General features: G+C 63.9%; 12 protein-coding genes. 7 read left to right on the top strand and 5 right to left on the bottom strand.

Translation table 11 applies throughout. The annotated features are described in order from the left end of the window. Positions 1 to 101 precede the first annotated feature (101 nt). Both ACPPVP_RS03320 and ACPPVP_RS03315 read right to left on the bottom strand, forming a co-directional pair. Positions 102 to 3,254 carry an efflux RND transporter permease subunit gene (locus tag ACPPVP_RS03320; RefSeq protein WP_426531272.1) on the bottom strand — a complete coding sequence of 1,051 codons (3,153 nt, stop codon included), beginning with the start codon at positions 3,252 to 3,254 and terminating at the stop codon, positions 102 to 104. Continuing rightward, a complete protein-coding gene (locus ACPPVP_RS03315; protein WP_426531270.1) occupies positions 3,251 to 4,408 on the bottom strand; it encodes an efflux RND transporter periplasmic adaptor subunit in 1,158 nt (385 codons plus the stop codon). The genes ACPPVP_RS03320 and ACPPVP_RS03315 overlap by 4 nt, the downstream gene beginning before the upstream one ends. Positions 4,409 to 4,837: 429 nt before the next feature. Between ACPPVP_RS03315 and ACPPVP_RS03310 the strand changes: the two genes are divergently transcribed. The 7 genes from ACPPVP_RS03310 to ACPPVP_RS03280 all read left to right on the top strand — a co-directional run bounded on the left by ACPPVP_RS03310 (position 4,838) and on the right by ACPPVP_RS03280 (position 13,370). Continuing rightward, on the top strand, positions 4,838 to 5,992 hold the full coding sequence (locus ACPPVP_RS03310) for an iron-containing alcohol dehydrogenase (RefSeq protein WP_426531267.1): 1,155 nt from the start codon (positions 4,838 to 4,840) through the stop codon (positions 5,990 to 5,992). Positions 5,993 to 6,008: 16 nt separating this feature from the next. Beyond that, positions 6,009 to 7,559, top strand: a complete 1,551-nt coding sequence (locus ACPPVP_RS03305; protein ID WP_426531265.1) for an AMP-binding protein — start codon at positions 6,009 to 6,011, stop codon at positions 7,557 to 7,559. 221 nt (positions 7,560 to 7,780) lie between these two features. Continuing rightward, positions 7,781 to 9,376 carry an ABC transporter substrate-binding protein gene (locus tag ACPPVP_RS03300; protein ID WP_426531263.1) on the top strand — a complete coding sequence of 532 codons (1,596 nt, stop codon included), beginning with the start codon at positions 7,781 to 7,783 and terminating at the stop codon, positions 9,374 to 9,376. A 140-nt stretch (positions 9,377 to 9,516) separates the two neighbouring features. After that, positions 9,517 to 10,464, top strand: a complete 948-nt coding sequence (locus ACPPVP_RS03295; RefSeq protein WP_426531261.1) for an ABC transporter permease — start codon at positions 9,517 to 9,519, stop codon at positions 10,462 to 10,464. A 4-nt stretch (positions 10,465 to 10,468) separates the two neighbouring features. Beyond that, complete coding sequence (locus ACPPVP_RS03290; protein WP_426531259.1) at positions 10,469 to 11,362, top strand: ABC transporter permease; 894 nt, start codon at positions 10,469 to 10,471, stop codon at positions 11,360 to 11,362. Further along, positions 11,362 to 12,375 carry an ABC transporter ATP-binding protein gene (locus ACPPVP_RS03285; protein WP_426531257.1) on the top strand — a complete coding sequence of 338 codons (1,014 nt, stop codon included), beginning with the start codon at positions 11,362 to 11,364 and terminating at the stop codon, positions 12,373 to 12,375. The genes ACPPVP_RS03290 and ACPPVP_RS03285 overlap by 1 nt, the downstream gene beginning before the upstream one ends. Further along, positions 12,372 to 13,370 (top strand): ABC transporter ATP-binding protein, encoded by a 999-nt coding sequence (locus ACPPVP_RS03280; protein WP_426531255.1) that lies wholly within the window; start codon positions 12,372 to 12,374, stop codon positions 13,368 to 13,370. Before ACPPVP_RS03285 ends, ACPPVP_RS03280 begins: the two co-directional genes overlap by 4 nt. 219 nt (positions 13,371 to 13,589) lie before the next feature. On the opposite strand, the gene ACPPVP_RS03275 is transcribed toward ACPPVP_RS03280, so the two are convergent. The 3 genes from ACPPVP_RS03275 to ACPPVP_RS03265 all read right to left on the bottom strand — a co-directional run bounded on the left by ACPPVP_RS03275 (position 13,590) and on the right by ACPPVP_RS03265 (position 18,139). Then, positions 13,590 to 15,566 (bottom strand): acetyl/propionyl/methylcrotonyl-CoA carboxylase subunit alpha, encoded by a 1,977-nt coding sequence (locus ACPPVP_RS03275; protein WP_426531253.1) that lies wholly within the window; start codon positions 15,564 to 15,566, stop codon positions 13,590 to 13,592. Next, complete coding sequence (locus tag ACPPVP_RS03270) at positions 15,563 to 17,179, bottom strand: acyl-CoA carboxylase subunit beta (protein ID WP_426531251.1); 1,617 nt, start codon at positions 17,177 to 17,179, stop codon at positions 15,563 to 15,565. Before ACPPVP_RS03270 ends, ACPPVP_RS03275 begins: the two co-directional genes overlap by 4 nt. Positions 17,180 to 17,272: 93 nt before the next feature. Further along, the gene (locus ACPPVP_RS03265) at positions 17,273 to 18,139 is read right to left on the bottom strand and encodes a 3-keto-5-aminohexanoate cleavage protein (protein ID WP_426531249.1); all 867 of its coding nucleotides are present in this window, start codon (positions 18,137 to 18,139) and stop codon (positions 17,273 to 17,275) included. Positions 18,140 to 18,198 lie beyond the last annotated feature (59 nt).

Here is an 18,198-nt window from a genome sequence, read left to right as displayed (position 1 = left end):
CCGAAATCCATTTCGCGACTAGCCGTGCGGCCCGATGGATTCCGGGCCTGCGACTGCGGCGCATCCCGGAATGACGACTGCCGATAGCCCGGCGTACGTCCCTACGCCACGGCAGGCTTCTTGCCCTTCCCGTCCGCCAGATTCCGCACGATGACGTAGAAGATCGGCGTGAAGACCAGGCCGAACAGCGTCACGCCGAGCATGCCGAAGAACACCGCCACGCCGACCGCCTGGCGCATCTCGGAGCCGGAGCCCGACGAGACCACCAGCGGCAGCACGCCGAGGATGAACGCGAACGACGTCATCAGGATCGGCCGCAAGCGAAGCCGGCAGGCTTCGATCACGGCCTCCAGCCGCGGCTTCCCCTCCAGTTCGATATCGCGCGCAAACTCGACGATCAGAATCGCGTTCTTGGCCGCGAGCCCCACCAGCACCACGAAACCGATTTGGGTCAGGATGTTGACGTCCTGCCCCATGATGCGCACGCCGATGGTGGCGGCCAAGAGGCACATCGGCACGATCAGGATGACCGCGAACGGCAGGCTCCACGAGCCATACTGCGCCGCCAGCACCAGGAACACGAACAGCACGCAGATCGGAAACACGTAGAGGCCGGTGTTGCCGCCGGTGACCTGCTGATACGACAGATCCGTCCAATCGAACGAGAAGCCGCTCGGCAGCGTATCCTCGGCCAGCTTCTTCATGGTGTTGATGGCGGTCGCCGAACTGGTGCCGGGCAGCGTGTCGCCCTGCAACTCGGATGCGGGGTAGAGATTGTAGCGAGCGACGCGGTCGGGCCCGGAGACGTCGCGGAAACTCACGACGCTGCCGAGCATCACCATGTCGCCGGCGGCATTGCGCGTGCGCAGGCGCGCCAGATCGGAGGTTTCCTTCCGGAACGGCAGGTCGGCCTGCGCCGTGACGTGGTAGGTGCGGCCGAACAGATTGAAGTCGTTGACATAGGACGAGCCGAAATAGGTCTGGATCGTGTCGGTGATACCGGCAATCGGCACTCCGAGTTTCTGCGCCCTGACGCGGTCGATATCGACGAACAGTTGCGGCGTGTTGGCGGAAAACGGCGAGAACACCTGGGTCAGGCCCGGCGCCTTGCGCGCCGCGCCGACCAGTTCGTCGGTCGCCGAGGCAAGCAGTTCGGAGCCGCGGCCCTGGCGGTCCTGGATCCGCATGGTGAAGCCGCCGCCGGTGCCGATGCCGGGCACCGCGGGCGGCGGGATGACGATGATGAAGGCGCCCTGGATGCTCGCCAGCCGCATGCGCAGATTGTTGGCGACCACGTTTGCGGAAAGTCCCTTCTTGTGGCGCTCCTCCGGATCATCGAATACGGGGAACAACGCCGCGGCATTGCTCGCCTGCGTCCGCGTCGCACCCGAAAATCCGGCAAATGCCGCCACGCGAATGATGCCAGGCGTATCCAGCGCAATTCGTTCGATCTCACGCACGATCTCGGTGGTGCGCGCCAGCGATGCCGCGCCCGGCAACTGCACCGAAACGATGACGTAGCCTCTATCCTGTGCCGGAATAAAACCTTGCGGCGTGGTTATCAGCAGCCACCCGGCACTGCCGATCAGCACCGCATAGAGCACCAGCATCACGATGGAATGCCGGATGACGAAGTTGGCGGCGCCGGCATAACCGTGCGCCAGCCGATCGAAGCCGCGATTGAAGACGCCGGTAAAGGCGTCCCAGCCGCGCGCGATGAAATTCCAGCTTGCCGCCGGCCGCTTGTCCTGATGCGGCTGCAGGATCAGCGAGGCCAGCGCCGGCGAGAGCGTCAGCGAACAGAAGCACGAAATCGCGGTCGCAACCGCAATGGTGACGGCAAACTGCTGGAAGAACTGCCCGGAGATGCCGCCGAGGAAAGCGGTCGGCACGAACACCGCGCACAGCACCAGCGCGATCGACACCAGCGCGCCGCCGACCTCTTCCATGGTGCGCAGCGCGGCATCGCGCCGGCTCATGCCGTGTTCGAGATGGCGCTCGACATTCTCGACCACCACGATCGCGTCGTCGACCACGATGCCGACCGCGAGCACGAGACCGAACAAGGTCAGATTATTGATCGAGAACCCCAGCGCCGCCATCACTGCGAAGGTTCCGACCAGCGATACCGGGATCGCGATGATCGGGATAATGGCGGGCCGCCAGCCCTGCAAAAACACCAGCACCACGATCACGACCAGCGCCATCGCCTCATAGATCGTCTTGATCAGCTCGCTGACGGACTGCGCGATGAATTCGGTCGGGTTGTAGCCGATGTTGTAGTCGAGCCCCTTTGGAAAGCTCGTCTTGAGCCGTTCCATGGTGTTCGAAATGCTCTTGGCGGTCGCCAGCGCGTTCGAACCGGGCCGCTGGGTCACCAGCATGGCGACGGCCGATTTGCGCAGCAGGAAGCTGTTGGTGGTATAGGCCAGCGCGCCGAGTTCGATCCGCGCGACATCGCGCAGCTTGACGGTGCGCCCGTCGGCGCCGGCCTTGACCACGATCTCCTCGAACTGTTTCGGGTCCTTGAGACGACCGGTAAAGGTGAGGTTCGGCGAAAAGGCGCGGTCGGCGATCGGCGGCTCCGCGATCTGGCCGCCCGCGATCTGCACGTTTTGCGCCCGGATCGCCGCCACCACCTCGGCTGAGGTCAGGCCGAGCGTGGCGATCTTGTCGGGATCGAGCCACAGCCGCATCGAATAGTCGCGCGCGCCGAACATCTGGATGTCGCCGACGCCGTCGATCCGGAGCAACTGGTCGCGGACCTGTAGCAGCGCGTAATTGGAGATATAGAGCTGGTCGAACGTGTCATCCGGCGACAGCATGAACACGACCATCAGGATGTCAGGACTGTTCTTGCGGGTGACGACGCCGTTGCGTTGCACCTCTTCGGGCAGCCGCGGCTGCGCGATGGCGACGCGGTTCTGCACCAGCACCTGGGCCTTGTCGAGATCGGTGCCGAGCTTGAACGTGACCGTGATCGTCAACTGTCCGTTCGAGGTGGCCTGGCTGTAGAGATACAGCATGTCCTCGACGCCGTTGATCTCCTGCTCGATGGGAGCGGCGACCGTATCGGAGACGGTTTGCGCCGAGGCGCCGGGATATTGCGTGGTGACCACTACCGTCGGCGGCACCACTTGCGGATATTCCGAGACGGGCAGCGTCGTGTAGGCGATCGCGCCGACAATCAGCAGGACGATCGACAGCACCATCGCCAGGATGGGCTGGTTGATGGAGAGCCGGCCGAGATTCATGTCTTGCCACCGGCCGGCTTGGCCTCGGCCACATGCGGGGTGACTTTCGCCCCCACCCGCGCCCGCTGCAGGCCGTCAACAATCACCCGGTCTTCCGGCTGCAGCCCCTCGCGGATCACACGCAGGCCTTCGTCGAGCGGCCCAAGCGTCACCGGCTTCGCCTCGACCGTATTGTCGTCCTTGACGACGAAAACGATCTTGCGCGACTGGTCGGTCGCAATGGCAGCGTCCGGCAGCAGCAACGCCTCATATGGCGCACTGCCGATGATCCGAACACGGCCGAACTGGCCGGGCAGGATCGAGAGATCCTTGTTCGGGATGACAGCACGGCTGCGCAGCGTCCCGGTCGAGACGTCCAGGCGATTGTCGAGGAAATCCATCTTGCCCTCATGCGAGGGCTTGGTCCCGCCGGTCAGCGTCACCTCGACCGGGTTCGGCGTATCGCGCGAACTCGGACGCCTGCCTTCGAACCACAGCTTGCTGTTGCGCAGATAGGTTGCTTCGTCGACATCAAAATAGATGTAGATCGGATCGAGCGAGACGATCGAGGTGAGGAGCGTCGCGCCGCCCTCGCTGCCCTGCACCAAATTGCCGGGCGTGACGAGATGGCGGCTGACACGGCCGGTGATCGGCGCAACCACGTGGGCAAATTCGATGTTGAGCTGGGCGGCCTTGAGCGTGCCTTCGGCCTGCATCTCGGCGGCGTGGGCCGCCTGCAAGGTTTGGCGGCGCTGGTCGACGATGGAATCGGACACGGCCTGGGTCTGGTTCAGAGTCAGGGCGCGATCGAGTTCACGCTTGGCCAGCTCCGCCTTGGCGCGAGCGTCGGACAACTGGCCGTTGGCCTGCTCCGCCACCGCTTCGAACGGGCGGGCGTCGATCACGTAGAGCAAGTCGCCGGTCTTGACGATGGAGCCGTCACGGAATTCGACCGATGTCACGAAACCGCCGACGCGGGCGCGGACCTGGACCTCCTGGATCGCTTCGAACCGCCCGGTGAATTCATCCCAGTCGGTCACGGTACGTTTCACCGGCTGCGCAACTGTAACGGGCGGCGCGGCGGCGGCCGGCTGTTGCGGGGGCTTGTCGCCGCACGCCGAGAGCGCCAGCGCGACCAGCGGTGTCAACCATTTGAGGCTATGAGGTGAACGCATGTCGGCCCCCGCCCGCAAAACCGGACGTTTCAATTGCTCAGTTGCGGTCAAACCCCATCTCCCGTCTCGACATCCCGATGGATGGAACCCGCCGTGGAACTTTGGCGGAGGCCACAGATGTGATCGGTTCCCAGTCTCGTCAAGAAGCCCTGGGGATCAAGCACAATCGTTATGCATTCGCGCGAGCGACGCCCTGCGCCACGCAAATCGCCCTGCTTTCGCACCGCCACGACAGTGGACGGCGTTGCAGCGAGAGCGCAGCTAACCCCCGGCTGGTGACGAAAACGTGACGCCGCCGAGGGCGCCGGCGGCGTTGTCGTTGGATGGTTGCGACAGCACCATCTTCATGCATGACGTCGCCGGTTTCCTCCGCTAACCTTGGCCTCAAGGCTCGCAACAAGGGCCAAAAAGGGTCCGGGGAGGACAGAAGTGCATAAAGGTCGTGTCGTATTCGGCGCGATGGATGAGGTCGTGTTCGGGCGGCCGGCATCCGAGGCGATTGTCGAACAGTTGAACCGGCTGGGCGTGCAACGCGCCTTCCTGATGGTCAGCGGCACGCTGAACCAAAAAACCGATGAGATCGAGAATATTCGCGGCAGGCTGGGGCCGCGCTGCGTCGGCACCTTCGATGCGATGCCGCCGCATACGCCGCGAACGGCGGTCATTGCGGCGGCAGACCAAGCCCGCGCCGCCGGGGCTGACCTCATCGTCACCATCGGCGGCGGCTCGATCACCGACGGCGCCAAAGCCGTCCAGCTTTGCCTCGCCAACGATATCCGCAACCCCGACGATATCGATCGCATCAGGGTCGGCCGCGGCACTCCGGCGCAGCTCAAGGCGCCGACGGTGCGCCAGATCAGCGTGCCGACGACGATTGCCGGCGGCGAGTTCTCCGCCACGGCCGGCGTCACCAATGAAAAGACCAAGGTCAAGGAAGCGCTGCGCCATCCGCTGCTGATGCCGCGCGCGGTGATCCTCGATCCCTGGCTCGGCCTGCACACACCGGAATGGCTGTGGCTCTCGACCGGCATCCGCGCCGTCGATCATTGCGTCGAGGGCATCTGCTCGCGCGACGCGCAGCCTTACGGCGACGCCCAGGCGCTGAAAGGCCTGTCGATGCTGGCGCAGGCGCTGCCGCGGGTGAAGGCCAATGCCCAAGACCTCGACGCGCGGATGGATTGCCAGATCGGGACCTGGCTTTCGACCGGGCCGCTTGCTTCCGGTGTGCCGATGGGCGCCAGCCACGGCATCGGCTACGTGCTCGGCGCCGAATTCGGCGTGCCGCACGGCTACACCTCCTGCGTGATGCTGCCGTCGGTGATGCGCTGGAACAAATCGGCGAATGCCGAGCGGCAGGCACAGGTCGCAGCCGCGATGGGACGTCCTGGCGAGGATGCCGGCGATGTGCTCGACGAATTCATTCGAGGTCTCGGCATGCCACGCAGCCTGCGCGAGGTCAAAGTTGGACCCGAGCACTTTGACCGTATCGCGCTGGCGGCGATGGCAACGCCCTGGGTGCCGCGCAACCCGCGCAAGATCGAGGGGCCCGCGCAGGTGCGCGAAATTCTGGATATGGCCGCGTAGGGAGACCAAAGCCAACATGTACACCGGCAAGCATGCTCATCTTCGTCCACTTCAGCCTGCCTTCATCATGGCGAGCACGGGCGAAACCGTCACCTATCGCGAGTTGGAGGCGCGCAGCAACCGGCTGGCGCACCTGTTTCGGAAACGTGGCCTCAAGCGGCTCGATCACTATTCGATCTTCATGGAGAACAACAGCCGCTACTTCGAAGCCTGCGCCGCGGGCGAACGGAGCGGATTGTACTACACCTGCGTGAATTCCTACCTGACGGCCGGCGAACTCGCCTACATCCTCACCAACAGCCAGTCTCGCATTCTCATCACCTCAAAGGCAAAACTCGATATCGCGCGCGAGGCGCTGAAGGAATGCCCCAAGATCGAACTGTGCATCATTGCCGACGGCGAAGGCGAAGGCGACCGCATCGTCGGGCTGCAGGCCGCAACCGCTGACATGCCGCGCACGCCGATTGCCGATGAGTTCATCGGCACCGCGATGCTCTATTCGTCCGGAACCACCGGCCGCCCTAAGGGAATCCTGCGCCCGCTGCCGGATCAACCGCCGACCCAGCGGCTGCCGCTGTTCGATTTCCTGGAAAAGCTCTGGCAGTACCGCGAAGGCATGATCTACCTGTCGCCGGCGCCGCTCTACCACTCGGCGCCGCAGGCGGCCGTCAATCTCACCATCGGCATCGGCGGCACCGTCGTGATCATGGAGCATTTCGATCCCGAGCAATATCTGCAGCTCGTCCAGAAATGGGGCATCACGCATACCCAGCTGGTGCCGACGATGTTCTCGCGGATGCTGAAACTGCCGGAGGAGGTGCGCAAGCGCTACGACCTCTCCTCACTCGAGATCGCGATCCATGCCGCCGCGCCCTGCCCGGCGCTGGTCAAAGACGACATCATCAAGTGGTGGGGACCGATCATCCACGAATATTATGGCGCCACCGAAGGCCTCGGCTTCACCGCCTGCAATTCGGAGCAGTGGCTGGCGCATCGCGGCACCGTGGGCCGCGTGCTGCTCGGCGACCTCCACATCATGGACGAGAACATGAAGCCCTGCCCAAAGGGCACGGCGGGCACGGTGTGGTTCAAGACCGCGAGCCCGTTCGAATATTTCAACGATCCTGCCAAGACCCAGGAGGCCCGCTCAGTCGACGGCAGCATGAGCACGGTCGGCGACGTCGGCTATGTCGACGATGACGGATATCTCTATCTGACCGATCGCGCGACCTTCATGATCATCTCCGGCGGCGTCAACATCTATCCGCAGGAATGCGAGAACCTCTTGATCACCCATCCCAAGATTGCGGACGCGGCGGTGTTCGGCGTGCCCAATCCGGATCTAGGCGAGGAAGTGAAGGCGGTGGTGCAGCCGATGCCGGGCGTTTCGCCGGGGCAGGAACTGGCCGAGGAGCTGATCGCCTTCTGCAGCCAGTCGCTGTCGCGCCAGAAAGTGCCGCGCTCGATCGATTTCGAGGCCGAGCTACCGCGACTCCCGACCGGCAAGCTCTACAAGCGGCTGTTGCGCGATCGCTATTGGGGCAACAAGACCTCGCGGATCGTGTAGCGAGATGGGTCATCGTCAGGTTCAAGCCATGTGGCGGGTTGCGATGCAACGGCCGCGCCGCAATGAAGCGGCTGTGGCAAATCATCGCAAGTTCCGCCGCGCGGCTTTCGAGTAGTCCGAATTGCCAAGCCTCGCATTGGCTTAGCCGGTTGCCCCGCCGCTGCGCCGTGGTATCCTCGATACCAATCGGCCGATTGAGACCGAAAAATGTGGAGGGGATCATGCGGAGCGTGCAAGCGCTTGCCGTCGCGGTATTGTTATTGCTGCCGGCCTTTGACGTTGCATCGGCGGGCGAACCCAAGCAGGGCGGCATCCTCCGGGTCTATCACCGCGACAGCCCGGGCAGCGCCTCGATCCACGAAGGCGCGACCTATTCGATCAACATTCCGTTCATGCCGGTCTTCAACAACCTCGTCGTGTTCAAGCAGGACGTGGCGCAGAACAGCGTGGATTCGATTGTCCCCGACCTCGCGGAGAGCTGGGCCTGGAGCAGCGACAACAAGAAGCTGACCTTCAAGCTTCGCCAAGGCGTCAAATGGCATGACGGCAAGCCGTTCACGTCTGCCGACGTCAAATGCACTTTCGACATGCTGATGGGCAAATCGCAGCAGAAGTTCCGCCAGAACCCGCGAAAGTCCTGGTACGACCAGGTCAGCGACGTAACCGTCAACGGCGATTTCGAGGCGTCATTCGACCTGAAACGGCCGCAGCCGGCATTGCTGTCGCTGCTCGCTTCGGGCTACACGCCGGTCTATCCCTGCCATGTCTCGCCGGGCGAGATGCGCACCCATCCGATCGGCACCGGCCCGTTCAAATTCGTCGAGTTCAAGGCCAACGAGTCGATCAAGCTCACGAAGAATCCCGACTACTTCAAGAAGGGCCTGCCGCATCTCGACGGCATCGAATTCACCATCATCACCAACCGCTCGACCGCGATTCTCGGATTCGTCTCCGGGAAATTCGACATGACGTTCCCGACCGAAGTCTCGATTCCGCTGCTCAAGGAGGTCAAAACGCAGGCGCCGAACGCGGTTTGCGTGGTCGAGCCGATCAACGTCGCGACCAACATCATCGTCAACTCGTCCTCCCCGCCGTTCGACAATGCCGACATTCGCCGTGCCCTGGCGCTGGCGCTGGATCGCAAGGCGTTCGTGCAGATCATGTTCGAGGGACAGGCCGATATCGGCGGCACCATGCTGCCGGCGCCGGGCGGGCTGTGGTCGATGCCGAAGGAAATGCTGGAATCGATCCCCGGCTACGGCCCCGACATCAACGCCAACCGGGAAGAGGCGCGCAAACTGATGCAGAAGGCAGGTTACGGCCCGGACAAGCGTCTTGCCGTCAAGGTCTCGACGCGCAACATCCCGGTCTACCGCGACCCCGCCGTCATCCTGATCGATCAGATCAAGAGCATCTATATCGACGCCGAGCTTGACGTCGTCGACACCGCGCAGTGGTTTCCGAAGGTCGCCCGCAAGGACTATGCGCTCGGCCTGAACCTCACCGGCAACGCCGTGGACGATCCCGACCAGTCGTTCTACGAGAACTATTCCTGCGGATCGGAGCGGAACTACACCAATTACTGCAACAAGGAGATCGAGAAGCTGTTCGACCAGCAATCCGCCGAAACCGACAAGGACAAGCGCAAGAAGCTGGTTTGGGAAATCGACAAGAAGCTGCAGGAGGACGTGGCGCGCCCGATCATCTTCCACGGCCGCATGGGTTCGTGCTGGCAACCCTACGTCAAGGGCATCACCATCATGGTGAACAGCTCCTATAACGGCTATCGTTACGAAGACGTCTGGATGGACAAGTAAAGTCCAGTCGCAAGCATAGCGTTTTCGAGCGAACTGTGACCAATTCGCGTGAAGAAAACGCGTCAAAACAAAAAACTGGTGTTCGGTTCTGATTTAATCAGAATCGAACTCAAGCCGGTCGTCCAGGGAGAACAGCCTAGGTGTTTGCTTATATCGTGCGACGCCTCGCCTTGATGCTCGTGACCCTGATCGGGATCTCGATCATCATCTTCGTGCTGCTGCGCGTCGTTCCCGGCAACATCGTCGACATCCTGTTCGACGCCGCCGGCTTCGTCGATCCGACCGACAAGGCCAATCTCGAAAAGGAACTCGGCCTCAACCTGCCGATCTGGCAGCAATATCTGAACTGGATCGGCGGCCTGCTGCATGGCGACCTCGGCTATTCCTACGTCTCGGAAAAGCCGGCGCTGCAGGAGATATTGCCGCGCATTCCGATCACCGCGCGGCTGGCGGCCCTCGCTTTGTTGTTCTCCGCCTCGATCGGCATTCCGCTCGGCGTCATCAGCGCGGTCCATCAGGGCTCGCGGCTCGACTATGCCTTGCGCATCGTCAGCCTGAGCGGCCTGTCGCTGCCCTCGTTCTGGCTCGGCCTGCTGATCCTGATGGCGTCGGTTTCGCTGTTCGGCAGCGTGCCGATCTACAATCCGAACCCGAAGACCTGGACCGAGGCGTTTGCGATCTATGCGGTGCCTGCGATGGCGGTCGGCTTTCGCAGCGCCGCGCTGACCATGCGCATTACGCGCTCCTCGATGCTGGAAATCCTGCGGCAGGACTACATCCGCACCGCGCGGGCCAAGGGCGCGTCCGAGGCGTCGGTGAATTATCGCCACGCGCTGAAGAACGCCATTCTCCCGGTCATCACCGTGATCGGCATCGAGGCAGCCTTCCTGATCGGCGGGCTGATCGTCACCGAAACCGTGTTCAATATTCCCGGCATCGCCCGCTTCCTGGTCGAGGCGCTGCGCTGGCGCGACTACCCGATCGTCCAGAACCTCGTGATGCTGATTGCCGTGGTCGTGGTGGTCGCAAACTTCACCGTCGACATGCTTTACGCCGCGATCGACCCGCGCATCCGGTATGGGGATTAGCCGCTTGGCCACGATCAACTTCGATAGCGAGTTAAGACGGGCCGGCGCCCATTCGACCCATGGCTGGCGCCGTCTGCTGTTTCTGGCGCAGCGCTATATGCTCGGCACGATCGGCCTTGTCATCATGGTGATGTTCGTCTGGATGGCGATCTCGGCCGATCTGATCAGCCGCTACGATCCGCTCAGCGTCGATTCCGCTCAGCGGCTGGCCGCGCCCGGCGCCCGGCACTGGATGGGGACCGATTCATTCGGCCGCGACGTCTGGAGCCGGATCGTCCATGGCGCACGGATCTCGCTGGCCGTCGGCATCGGCGCCACCGTGCTGGGATCGTCGATCGGCGTCATGGTCGGGCTCGCATCGGGCTATCTGTCGGGCTGGGTCGATCTGGTGTTCCAGCGCATCACCGATATTCTGCAGGCGCTGCCCTTGCTGGTGCTGGCGCTGGTGATGACGGCGGCGCTCGGGCCGTCGCTGCCGAACGTGATCATCGCCATTGCGATCCCGCTGATCCCGACCGTCGCCCGTGTGATCCGTGCCAATACGCTGGCGCTGCGCGAACTGCCGTTCGTAGAAGCCGCCAAATCGATCGGCATGAGCGAGACCCGCATCGCGCTCCGCCACGTGTTGCCCAACACGCTAGCGCCGCTGATCGTGCTGGCGACCGCGCAGCTCGGCTCCACCATTCTCACCGAAGCCTCGTTGTCGTTTCTCGGGCTCGGCATTCCCGAGCCGTATCCATCCTGGGGACGCATGCTGTCGGAATCGGCGGCGGAATATGTCCGCACCGCGCCGTGGCTGGTGATCTTCCCGGGCGTCGCCATCAGCCTTGCGGTGTTCGGCACCAATCTGTTCGGCGATGCGCTCCGCGACATCCTCGACCCGAGGCAGCGCGGCTGATGACCGGGGCGCAGAAGGACGACATGGTTCTCGACGTGAAGAACCTGCAGACGGTGTTCTTCACCAATTCGGGACTGTTCCGGGCGGTCGACGACGTTTCGTTCAGCGTCCGCCGCGGCGAGACGCTGGCGATCGTCGGCGAATCCGGCTGCGGCAAGAGCGTGACCGCGCTGTCGGTGATGCGGCTGGTGCCGGACCCGCCAGGCCGGGTCGTCGGCGGCTCGGTGACGCTGGAAGGGACCGACCTGCTCGGCCTCCCCGAGGCCGAAATGCGCAAGATCCGGGGAAACCGGATCTCGATGATTTTTCAGGAGCCGATGACCTCGCTCAATCCTGTGATGCGGATCGGCGACCAGATCACCGAAGTGCTCCGCCTGCACCGGGAAATGACGTCCAAAGAGACGTGGGCGAAGGCGGTCGAGATGCTGCGTCTGGTTCGCATCCCCGAGCCGGAACGCCGCGCGCTGGAATATCCGCATCAGCTTTCCGGCGGGATGCGGCAGCGCGCGATGATCGCAATGGCCTTGGCATGCCGGCCGGCGCTGTTGATCGCGGACGAGCCAACCACTGCGCTCGACGTGACGATCCAGGCGCAGATCCTGGCGCTGATCGTCGACCTGCAAAAGACCCTCGGCACCGGATTGATCCTGATCACGCACGACCTCGGCGTGGTGGCGCAGACGGCGCAGCGCGTCATCGTGATGTATGCCGGCAAGAAGGTCGAGGAAGCGACCGTGGAAGACCTGTTCGCTAACCCGAGACATCCCTATACGCGCGGGCTGATGGCCTCGATGCCGGCGGTGATTTCGTTCGGCGCCAAGACCGATGCGCGGCTGAACGAAATTCCCGGCATGGTGCCGTCGCTGACCAACCTGCCGCCGGGCTGCGCCTTTGCGCCGCGCTGCAGCCTCGCGATCGATCGCTGCCGCGCAGAATACCCGCCGCTGCAGGAAGTCGACGGCGATCATTTTGCGGCGTGCTGGCGCGCGGCGGAACTGGTGGGCGCGCCATGACCGATCAACGCCCCCTGCTCGAAGTCACCGACCTCGTCAAGCATTACGCCGTACGTGGCGGCATTTTGCGCCGGCAAGTGGGCACGGTGCATGCCGTCGACGGCGTCAGCTTCTCCGTCGGCAAGGGTGAGACGCTCGGGCTGGTCGGCGAGTCCGGCTGCGGCAAATCGACGGTCGCACGCGCCGTGCTGCGGCTGGTAGAGCCGTCTTCCGGCGCCATCAAGCTCAACGGCACCGACATCACCGGCCTCAGCAAGGCCGAGATGCGGCCGCATCGCCGCTCGATGCAGATCGTGTTCCAGGACCCGTTCGCCTCGCTCAATCCGCGCATGACAGCCGGCGATATCGTCGGCGAACCGCTCAGCGTGCATGGTCTTGCCACCGGCCGCGCGCAACAGGAACGCGTCGCCGAGTTGTTTGCGCAGGTAGGCTTGCGGGCCGACCAGATGAAGAACTATCCGCACCAGTTCTCCGGCGGGCAGCGCCAGCGCATTTGCATCGCACGTGCGCTGTCACTCGGGCCGAGCCTGATCGTGTGCGACGAGCCGGTATCGGCGCTCGACGTCTCGATCCAGGCGCAGGTGATCAACCTGTTGATCGACCTGCAACGCAAGAACGATTTCTCGTACCTGTTCATCGCCCATGATCTCGCCGTCGTCGCCCATATCAGCCACCGCGTCGCCGTGATGTATCTCGGGCGCATCGTCGAGATCGCCGACAAATCCGAATTGTTTGCCAACCCGCGCCATCCCTACACGCAGGCGCTGCTGGCCTCGGTCCCGATCGCCGATCCCAGGGCAAAGAAACTGGCGCCGATGGTCGACGGCGACGTCCCGAGCCCGATCAACCCGCCCTCGGGTTGCGCCTTCCACACCCGCTGCCGCTATGCCATCGACCGCTGCAAGGTCGAGCGGCCGGCGCTGGTGGCGGCCGGCGAAGGGCATCAGGTGGCGTGCTGGCTGAACGACGGCACGGGGCGGCCCGAGAATTCATAAGGTGGCGTCTTAGCCCGGGCGAGCGAAGCGACCCCGGGGACCGGCCCCGCATATAGCTCCGCTCATGCGGGCTACCATCAGAGCGCAGGCCTCCTAGAATCCATGGGGCGACGCGTTTTCAGCCGTCATTGCGAGCGAAGCGAAGTAATCCATGACGCGGCGTAATGGATAGCTTGGATTGCTTCGTCGCTTCGCTCCTCGCAATGACGGCGGAGATAGTCAGGCCGCCGCGATCTCCACGACGATCCTGCCCGTCGTCACTTGCTCGCCTTCGGCCACGTCGATGGCCGACACCGTTCCCGCGACACCCGCCGTGTGCACATGCTCCATCTTCATCGCTTCCAGCGTCATCACCGGCTGTCCGGCAGCAACCTGCTCACCGGCCTTGACCAGCAGCGCGACCACGCGGCCGTTCATCGCCGCGCGCACCTTGCCGTCGCCGCCGCTCGCTGTGGCTGAAACCGGGGCGGCTAGAGTCAGGTCACGGACCGCGATCGTCACTCCGCGATGCAGGACATACAGCCGGTCGCCATCACGCAAGAATCTTGCCGATTCCATCATGCTGTCGGTACCGAAGCGGATCGTTTCGGAGCCAAGCTCGTCAATCTCGAAGCGAAGCTCGCTGCCATCGATGACAGCGGCATACCCGCCATCGCGGCCGCGCACGACATCCACCTCCTGCGCGCCATGCCCTAGATCGAGCCGCATCGTCAGCGGGAACGTCGCGGCCAGACTGCGCCCGCTGCGCCAAGGTGGCGCGTGGGGATTGGTGACGTAGAGCAGCAAGGCGGCCAACGCAGCTTCCGCCGTGTCGTTCGCGCGTGGCGCCAGCAATTCGTCGCGATGCTTGCCGATGAAAGACGTGGTCGCCTCGCCTTTGGCGAAACCGGGATGGCGCAGACAGGAAATCAGAAATCCCTGATTGGTGGTGACGCCGAATGCCGCGGTCTGCTCCAGTGCGCAAATCAGCCGGCCGCGCGCCTCGTTGCGGTCGGCGCTGTGGCTGATAATCTTGGCGATCATGGAATCGTAGAACGGCGGGATTTCGGAGCCGGATTGCAGCGCGTGCTCCACGCGGACGCCGTCCGGCATCTGCCACAACGCCATCGTGCCAGATTGCGGCATGAAGTCGTGATTGGTGTCCTCCGAACACAGCCGCACCTCGATGGCATGGCCGGAGAACTTGATATCTTCCTGCACAAGCCCCAGCGGCTCGCCGCTGGCAACTCGCAACTGCAGTTCGACGAGATCGAGACCGGTGATCGCCTCTGTAACGGGATGCTCGACCTGCAGCCGCGTGTTCATTTCCATGAAATAGAACTCGCCCGAGGGATCAAGCAGGAATTCCAGCGTTCCCGCCCCCTCATAGCGAAGTTGTTTCACCGCGGCGACGGCGACGTCGCCCATGCGTGCCCGCAATTTTCGCGTCACCTTCGGCGACGGCGCTTCCTCGATCAGCTTTTGGTGCCGGCGTTGCACCGAGCAATCGCGCTCGCCGAGATGAACCGCGTTACCGTAGCGGTCGCCGAACACCTGGATTTCGATATGGCGGGGATCAACGATGGCGCGCTCCAGAATCACAGTTGGGTCGCCGAACGCGCCCTGCGCCTCCGACCGCGCGCTACGCAGCGCGTCTGGAAATGCTGCGGCGTCCGCGACCAGCCGCATGCCGCGCCCGCCGCCACCGGCCACCGCCTTGATCATGACGGGAAAACCGATCTTTTTTGCCTCTGCCAGCATCGTGGCATCGCTCTGGTCCGCGCCCTGATAGCCGGGCACGCAGGGCACGCCGGCCTTTTGCATGATGTCCTTGGCGCCGGCCTTGTTGCCCATCGCCCGAATGGCTTCCGGCGACGGGCCGATGAAAACCAATCCGGCATCGCGACAGGCTTGCGCAAAGTCCGCGTTCTCGGCGAGGAAGCCATAGCCCGGATGCACCGCGCTGGCGCCGCTGGCTTTTGCAGCGGCGATGATGGCCTCGATCCGCAAGTACGACTGCGCCGGCAGCGCTTCCCCGATCCGCACCGCAGAATCCGCCTCGCGGACATGCAGTGCATCGCGGTCGGCATCGGAATAGACGGCGACCACGCCATAACCCAGGCGGCGCGCGGTGCGCATGATCCGCAGCGCGATCTCGCCGCGGTTGGCGACGAGGACCTTGAAGAACGGCGTTCGCTTCATCGCTGCACCGCTCATGGCCGCGCGACCGAGAATTGCATGCGCTGGGGCGTGCGGGCCTCGGCCTCGCGGCAGATGGCAAGCACTTCGGCAAGCACACTCCTTGTGTCCCGCGGATCGATCACGCCGTCATCGAGCACGCGGGCGCTGGTCGAGAACACGTCCATCTGGCCGTCGAACACGCCCGTGATCTGCGCCTTCATGGCGTCGAGCTTTTCCTTCTCGATCGGCTTGCCGCGCCGTGCGGCCGCCGCCTCGGTCACGATCGCCATGGTTTCGGCCGCCTGTTCGCCGCCCATCACGGCGGTTTTGGCGTTCGGCCAGGAGAAGCAGAAGCGCGGATGAAAACCGCGCCCGCACATGCCATAGTTGCCGGCGCCGAACGATGCGCCGCAATAGATCGTGATCTGCGGCACGGTCGCCGATGTCACCGCCTGGATCATCTTGGAGCCGTGCTTGATCATGCCGGCTTCTTCATAAGCCTTGCCGACCATGTAGCCCGTGGTGTTGTTCATATACAGGATCGGCGTGCGCGACTGGCAGCAGGCTTGAATAAAGTGCGTCGCCTTGTTGGCGCCGGGCACATCGAGCGGACCGTTGTTGGTGATGATCCCGATCGCCTGCCCCTCGATCCGGGCATGGCCGCACACGGTCGCGGGGCCGTAATTCGCGCCGAACTCGGTGAAGTCGGAATCATCGACAAACCGCGCAATGGCCTGGCGCATATCGACGGGACGCTTGTGATCCATCGGCATGATGCCGAGCAGTTCTTCCGCATCGTAGCGCGGCGGCTTGAACGACGTTTCCGCGGGCTTCGGCCGGTCCCATTCCAGATTGGCCATGATGTCGCGCGCGATACGCAGCGCATCGCGATCGTCTTCGGCCAGATAATCGCCGAGACCGGAGATGGAGGTGTGCATCTCGGCGCCGCCGAGTTCCTCTTCGGTCGCAATCTCTCCCGTCGCCGCCTTCAGCAGCGGCGGCCCGGCGAGGAAGGCGCGGGTGCGGCCGCGCACCATCACGATGTAATCCGAGAGGCCCGTTTGATAGGCGCCGCCGGCGGTCGACGAGCCGTGCGTTACGGTGACGACAGGCAATCCGGCCGCCGACAGCCGCGCCAGATTGCGAAAGATATTGCCGCCGCGGATAAAGTCCTCGACGCGGTAGCGCAGCAGGTTGGCGCCGGCGCTTTCGACCAGTTGCACGTAAGGCAGCTTGTTCTCCAGCGCCAGTTCCTGCACCCGCAGCGTCTTGTCGAGGCCGAACGGCTGAAGCGCGCCGGCGTCGATGCCGGAATCATTGGCGCTGACCATGCAGCGGATGCCGGAGACGAAGCCGATGCCGGCGATCGCCCCACCACCGGGAATACTTTTGTCGGCATCGGGCACGTCGAACATGTAGCCCGCTAGCGTTGACAGTTCGAGGAATGGCGAACCGGGATCGAGCACCAGCGCCACGCGCTCGCGCGGCAGCAACTGTCCGCGCTTGTGGAAGCGGTCCCTCGCCGCGGCCGATGCCGCTCGTGTGCGATCCTCGAGGGCGCGCATGCGTGCGATCAGCGCCAGCATGCCGTCGCGGTTGGCTTTGTAAGTGGCGCTGGAGGGGGAAATGGTCGATTCGATTACTGCCATGAACTCTCTCACCCGTCATTGCGAACAAAGCGAAGCAATCCGCACTTTTGGTGCGTCACGATGGATTGCTTCGCTTCGCTCGCAATGACGGCACTAATGCCTGGTCCCGAAAATCTGCCGCGCTTCCGCCGGGCTTGCGATCTCGCGCCCCGCGCGCCGCGCGCAGGCAGCGATTTCCTCGATCAGCTGCCCGTTCGAGGTCACCTTGGCGCCGCTGGCGAGATAGAAGGTGTCTTCCAGACCGGTGCGGAGATGCCCGCCGAGATCGGCGCAGCGCTGGTGCAGCGGCCAGATTTCGGCGCGGCCGATCGCAGTCACCTGCCAATGGGCTTCCGGCAATTTCAGCTTCAGCAGGATCGGCAGCAGGTCCGGATCAGCCGGCATGCCGGAGGCGACGCCCATCACGAAGTTATATTCGAGCGGGCCGGCGTACATGCCGGTCTGCCGGTACATGCCGACGCAGCGCACGATGCCGACGTCGAAGCATTCGAACTCCGGGATCGTGCCGGCATCCTTCATCACGTCGAGATAGTCCTGCACCTTCTCGACCGCGTTATCGAACATCATTGGCGGCCAGGCCCAGGTATTGTCGGACTTCACCTTTAGATAGTTCAGCGAGCCGGCGTTGCAGGCCGCGATTTCAGGCTTCGTTTCGCGCACGCAGTCGAGCGCGCCCTGATATTTCGGACCCGAGGTGCCGGTGGTGTGGTTGATGATGACGCCGGGACAGGCTTCGCGAATGGCCTGCTGGATTTCCTTGCTGACGCTGACGTCCCAGGACGGCAGGTGCCCCTTGTTCGGCTCCTGCTGGCGCAGATGGACATGCATGACGCTGGCGCCGGCGTTGAACGCGGCCTTGGCCTCGCGCGCCATCTGCTCCGGCGTCACAGGCACGTTGTGCTGCTTCGGATCGGTCAGCACGCCGTTCAGCGCGCAGGTAATGACGGCCTTGTCGCCCATGGATCAGCCTTTGCGAGACGCGCGAAGTCGCGAGAATATCCAGTGCGATCATGCGTCCG

The organism is Bradyrhizobium sp. McL0615 (genome assembly GCF_049993905.1).
Lineage (GTDB): Bacteria > Pseudomonadota > Alphaproteobacteria > Rhizobiales > Xanthobacteraceae > Bradyrhizobium.
This window is presented reverse-complemented; position numbering and strand designations above follow the sequence as displayed.